The 5,048-nt window shown below is 67.2% G+C and carries 6 protein-coding genes, 1 tRNA gene and 2 pseudogenes; 2 read left to right on the top strand and 7 right to left on the bottom strand.

Annotation, left to right across the window (positions count from 1 at the left end; translation table 11 throughout):
* A pseudogene (locus ABT336_RS26740) lies at positions 1-132 on the top strand (IS5/IS1182 family transposase); the annotation flags it as partial.
* A 27-nt stretch (positions 133-159) separates the two neighbouring features.
* On the opposite strand, the gene ABT336_RS26735 reads toward ABT336_RS26740, so the two are convergent.
* The 7 genes from ABT336_RS26735 to ABT336_RS26710 form a co-directional block, all read right to left on the bottom strand.
* The gene (locus ABT336_RS26735) at positions 160-690 is read right to left on the bottom strand and encodes a hypothetical protein (protein WP_350900270.1); all 531 of its coding nucleotides are present in this window, start codon (positions 688-690) and stop codon (positions 160-162) included.
* A 107-nt stretch (positions 691-797) separates the two neighbouring features.
* The gene (locus ABT336_RS26730) at positions 798-1,256 is read right to left on the bottom strand and encodes a hypothetical protein (RefSeq protein ID WP_350900269.1); all 459 of its coding nucleotides are present in this window, start codon (positions 1,254-1,256) and stop codon (positions 798-800) included.
* A 40-nt stretch (positions 1,257-1,296) separates the two neighbouring features.
* Complete coding sequence (locus ABT336_RS26725) at positions 1,297-2,286, bottom strand: IS3 family transposase (RefSeq protein WP_502891275.1); 990 nt, start codon at positions 2,284-2,286, stop codon at positions 1,297-1,299.
* A gap of 5 nt (positions 2,287-2,291) precedes the next feature.
* Positions 2,292-2,636: a hypothetical protein gene (locus ABT336_RS27620; protein ID WP_502891274.1), complete on the bottom strand. Its 345-nt coding sequence runs from the start codon at positions 2,634-2,636 to the stop codon at positions 2,292-2,294.
* Positions 2,637-2,782: 146 nt separating this feature from the next.
* Positions 2,783-3,280 (bottom strand): site-specific integrase, encoded by a 498-nt coding sequence (locus ABT336_RS26720; RefSeq protein WP_350900267.1) that lies wholly within the window; start codon positions 3,278-3,280, stop codon positions 2,783-2,785.
* A 171-nt stretch (positions 3,281-3,451) separates the two neighbouring features.
* Positions 3,452-3,790, bottom strand: a complete 339-nt coding sequence (locus tag ABT336_RS26715; RefSeq protein WP_350900265.1) for an AbrB/MazE/SpoVT family DNA-binding domain-containing protein — start codon at positions 3,788-3,790, stop codon at positions 3,452-3,454.
* 252 nt (positions 3,791-4,042) lie between these two features.
* Positions 4,043-4,126 (bottom strand) — tRNA-Leu (locus ABT336_RS26710).
* Between the two features lie 254 nt (positions 4,127-4,380).
* Here ABT336_RS26710 and ABT336_RS26705 point away from each other — a divergent pair.
* A pseudogene (locus ABT336_RS26705) lies at positions 4,381-5,048 on the top strand (hypothetical protein); the annotation flags it as partial.

Genomic DNA, 5,048 nt, shown 5'->3' with positions numbered 1-5,048 from the left:
GCCCAGGTCGAACACGCCCTCGCCCGCATGAAGACCTACAAGATCCTCCGCGACTACCGACGCGCCGCCAGCACACTGGCCGACACCGCATCCGGAATCGCCCACCTCCACAACATCATCCTGACCGGGTGACACCAACACCGTTGACCGGCAACGCCATCACCGAGTTGCGAGACATCCTTTAGAAATCAACCCGCTCATGAAGCCGACAGCGAGTGAGAGCCGAGCACCTTCCGTCATCAGAGATGGTGGAATATCATAGCCAATTGGGCTCAACGTGACAACCAAAGGCTCAAGACTGTAGTAGAGCCAGGACGACTTGAAGAGATGCTGCAGATCCACCGAGGCCGCCACTAGAGCCGCGTCGATGCATACCAGCGCATCCATGGCGTAAGTGCTCCAGGGAGAGTCCATATCGTGCCCGTTCGGGACGGATTCGAGAACCCGCTCACGAAGCTCGTGATTTGTCCGGGCAGGTGCCACCCCGACCGCGAAACTCCGCGCAATGGAGAGTGCACCCTCAGCCTCAGGGAACATCCAGATGCGATCGAAACGCCTCTCCACCTCGCGCAACAGCGGCAGGAGAGCACCCCCACAGACTCCAAAGAATGCCGCTTTGCCCTCAATTGGAAGACCGGATAGCTGATCCTGTAGTGGTTCAGAGATCTCAGCTAGATCCAACGGCTTCATCAGCAGTCTTCCGTTTCTGAAGCATCCATCTGATCTGCGTACTCCTCCCCAGACGCTCCATTCTGCCAATTCTCTGGCTCTGACCTCTCAGCAGGAAACCGCATCCTTCACTCCTCCATCGCTGCGACGAGCCGCCGGAGACCGGCGCGTTCCCGGCGGTTCTCGTGGGTAATCCACTCCTTTCCCTCGGCGGCGATGCCTTCGAGCACGTGCAGGGTGCGTTCGAGGCCCGAGGCGTCAAGGGAGACCTGAGAGGCGATGCGGTCGTCGTCACCGAACTCCGGCATGCCTGGCCACTCACCAGTAATTGTCAGCTCGTCACGGGGATTGTTGGTGAGGGTCAGGGAGAGCTTCTTCTCGCCGTTGCGGGAATCGACGATGTGCGCGGCCACAACTGAGGTGTACTGGTAGGTTATGCGCTGCTGATCGCCGAACTCCGTAGTCTCGAAGTTGAGGGTGACCGTGACCTGGCGGACGCCATCCTTGGTAAGCAGGAAAAGGAGAAGTTTGTATTGTGAGTAGCGCCAGGGGCCTTTGCTGACTCGGGCCCGCTTGCACTTGGGCACGGGCGCCTCGATGAAGGCGTGCGCTACGGTAGTTGTCAAGTCAAGCTGAGACGGTCTGTTCCTGCTGGGTCGGCTGGTTGATCCAGGCCTGGTCGGGCAGTTTCGGTGGGCGCGGCCGGCGGTTGAACCTGTCGGGGTGGGCGGCGTCGAGGGCGCGTTGGCGTTGCTCCCGGATCTGTTCGGCGGTGCCGTAGTGCACCGACGCCGGGGTGTGCCAGCCGATCCCGGAATGTCGATGCTCGTGGTTGTAGGCGGTGAAGAATCCGTCGCAGAAAGCTCTCGCGTCAGGGAGGGAGCCGAACCTTTCCGGGAAGTCCGGCACGTACTTCATGGTCTTGAACTGGGCTTCGGAGTACGGGTTGTCGTTCGAGGTCCGAGGTCGGGAATGCGACCGTAGGACACCGAGGTCGACGAGCATCTCCGACACCGGCTTCGACACCATGGCACCGCCACGGTCGGCGTGGACGGTGTGCGGTTCGATCCCGTTACGGCTGATCGCGTCGGCCAGGAAGTCGCGGGCCACGACCGCGTCCTCGGCGGCCGCGACGAGCCAGCCGACCACGTATCGGGAGTAGATGTCGATCACGACGTAACACCGGTACCAGACGCCTTTGACAGGTCCCTTCAACGCGGTGATGTCCCAGGACCACACCTGACCCGGCCCGGTCGCGACCAACTCCGGACGCGCCCGGGGTGGATGGGTCGCCAGCCGGCGTCGTTCCCGGCTCTGCCCGGCCGCACGGGCGATGCGATACATCGTGGACATCGAGCAGTGGTAGCGGCCCGCGTCGAGTTCCCTGGCCCAGACCTGCGGGATCGCCAGGTCGGCGTAGACGGGCGAGTTCAGCACCGCCAGCACCCGGTCGCGTTCGACGGTGCTGAGCGCCTGCGGCGGCGGGGTCCGGGGCAGCCACGGCCCGTGCCTCGGTCCGACCGGTCGCGCCCGCCGGTAGTAGGTCGCCCGTGAGGTCCCGGTCAGGGCGCACGCCCGCTGCACCGAGAGGTCCGCATCACGTAACTCGCCGAACACGGCGGTCAGGATCTCCTCGGCGGGTTGTCGTTGTCCGCGCTCTCGGAGAGCTCTTCCAAGAGCGCGTGCGCTTTTCCCATGATGTCCAACGCCATACGGGTCTTCTTCAGATCCGCCTGCAGCCTCTCGTTCTGCCGGCGCAGCTTCTCCAGCTCGATCTGTTCCGCGGACTTCCTCACCCGCGACCCGGCCCCAGTCGTACCGGAATCCGTGAACGGAGCCCCGACCTGGCCGAGTTGCCCGGCGTCCCGCGCCCGCGTCCATTCGATGATGTGCGACGAGTACAAGCCCTCCCGACGCAGGATCGCACCTTTCTCTCCGTTCGCGGCGTTCTCGTACTCGGCGACCATCGCGAGCTTGTACTCCGGGCTGAAAACCCGCCGTGACGGCTTCGGCGCCGGATCAGCCCCACCACCGGACGGCGGCTGCTTGCCAGATGAAGTGGACACGTACACAAGGATCTCCGATCCCCGCCCTCAACAGGTCACCACCCCACTCACACAGGGTGTCTCACACCATCCTGACCAAGAGGGGTCGACACCGGCTGCCACCGCACCGTCTCACCCTTCTCCCGCAGCAGGACCAGACACTGCTCCCGATCCAGGTCCACCGGCCGCAACGCGAGCGCCCCACCCCGCCGGCACGCCGTCTCGACGTGCAACCGCAGCAACAGACTGTCCAACCCCGGATCATCCCCCGACGACGCCACCACCTCACTGATCTCCGCCAACCGGGCATCAGCCAACGCCCGACGGGTACTCGGCAACCGACGCGGCTTCGCCACCCGCAACGCCGGATTCGCCGCCTCCGCGATGAATCCGTCTGCGACCGCCCGCCGGTACAGGCACCGCAACGCGGCGATCAGGTGCTCCGCCGCGCTCCGCCCACCTCGACCGTTACGCCGGATCACCACCCGCGCTTTGACCTCCTCGGCCAGCCGCTCGATCTCCGAGGGTGACGGTTCGTCGATTCGCCGGTGGCCCCACTGCTCCACCACCGGTTCCAGGACGACCCGTACGCCCGGCGGGTGCCCGTCGACACCGCAGCCACCACCACCGGCACGTACTCCGCGAACGTCGGCACCGGCGGCCCCTCCACCACCGCCCCCACCAACTCCGCCGCCGAGATCCCCATCCGCGCCAACAACAGCCGCGCAGCGTCCAGCTCAGCCCTCCCTACACCGCTCACCGCGGCGATCACCACCGAGCACCGCAGCATGAATCTCGGCGAGGACCTCGTCCAGCACCGCAGGCGGATGCACCACCAACAGCCCGTCGACCGGATCAGCCGCCAGCAGCACCCGGTCACCCGCCCCGAGGCAGCACCAGTGCCGCAGCGCCGCCGGCAGGTGCAGCTGACCGCCAGCGGTCACCGCGAAGGACCCGGGCGAGGCCGCTCGCACCACGATCACCCCACCGACCCCGGTGGCCCGCAGACGGGTGCCCGACTCCCAACCCAGGACCCGGCTCATCACCCGGTCCCCGATCCGACCACTCGCATCCACGGCCGCCATCGCATACGTCAGACGACCGACACGCCCCTGCGGCACGACCGACAACGACAACGGGGCACGCCGCAGCGGACCACCCTCAGGGGTGCGGGAACCCGGGCTACGGGCGGGCAGGGCCACGGGTGGGATCACGAGGTCAGCAGGCCGTCGACCACGACAACACCCCCTCGCCAGCTGCGGAGAGGGGGTGCTCAGGTGTGCTGCCGGCACCAGTACGTCGAATACAGCACAGGTGCTTCAAATCGGTGTCCGAGGGGGGACTTGAACCCCCACGCCCTATACGGGCACTAGCACCTCAAGCTAGCGCGTCTGCCATTCCGCCACCCGGACTTGCTTGTTCAGCCTACCGTGTCGGCCCGGCGCTCTCGGCACCCGGTACCGGCCCCGGCGGGCCGCACGGGGGCTTACTGTACACGGCCCGGTTGGATCATGCACATCGCCTTCCGGTAGTGGCGCAGGTGTCTGTCGAAGGGCTTGACGTACCCCTACTCACCCAGGTCAAGGCGGGTCCCGCACTTCTGGGGGAGGTGTCGGCGAGGGGGTGCGGGTGGCGTACGCCGACGACTACCGGCAGCATTGGCCGAGTGTCACAACCCTCGCCGCTGAGCGCCGCCCGGCATCGGGCACTCGCACTGCGTGACTCCGGCGACCTCGCCGGGGCGCGCCGTCTGCTGACCGACGTCGTCGAGTCGTATGGTCCCGGATACGGGGCGGATCACCCCGACGTGCTCGGCACCGGGCGGTTGTTGGCTCAGCTGCACCGGGAGGCGGACGACCCGATGGCGGCCCGGCGGGTCCTGGAGGAGGCGTGGGCGGCCGGTGAGCGGCGGTGGAGTCCGGCAGAGCCGTTGATGCTGGCGATCTCCTTCGAGCTTGCCTCGGTCGCCGAGGAGCTGGGCAACCGGCACGAGGCACGCCGGAACTACACCAGGGTGGTCGATCACGGGCCGGACGTACTCGGCCCGGACCACCCGACGGTCCAGGCCGCCCGCCGGTACCTGGGTCTCCCCGGCTCACCGTCCCCCACCGGCAGCCAGGTTCCGCCTGCCACCACATCGGGGTACGCCGAGCCGACGGTGACGCCGCCCTCGACGCCCCCGCTCCCGCCACCCGTACCGGGCGGGGTCCAGGCTCCGTCGACCCCGACCCACCAGCCGCCGGGGTCGGCTGGCTCGCCATCGACTCCGCCTCCGCAGGTGCCCGGCGACGCGCCGGAGGTGTCGCCGTGGGCGCCGTCGCCGACGTTCGGGGC

This window comes from Micromonospora sp. NPDC000207, assembly GCF_040300925.1.
Classification (GTDB): domain Bacteria; phylum Actinomycetota; class Actinomycetes; order Mycobacteriales; family Micromonosporaceae; genus Micromonospora.
Note: the sequence above shows the minus strand (reverse complement) of the source record. Positions and strands in the feature narration are given on the sequence as shown.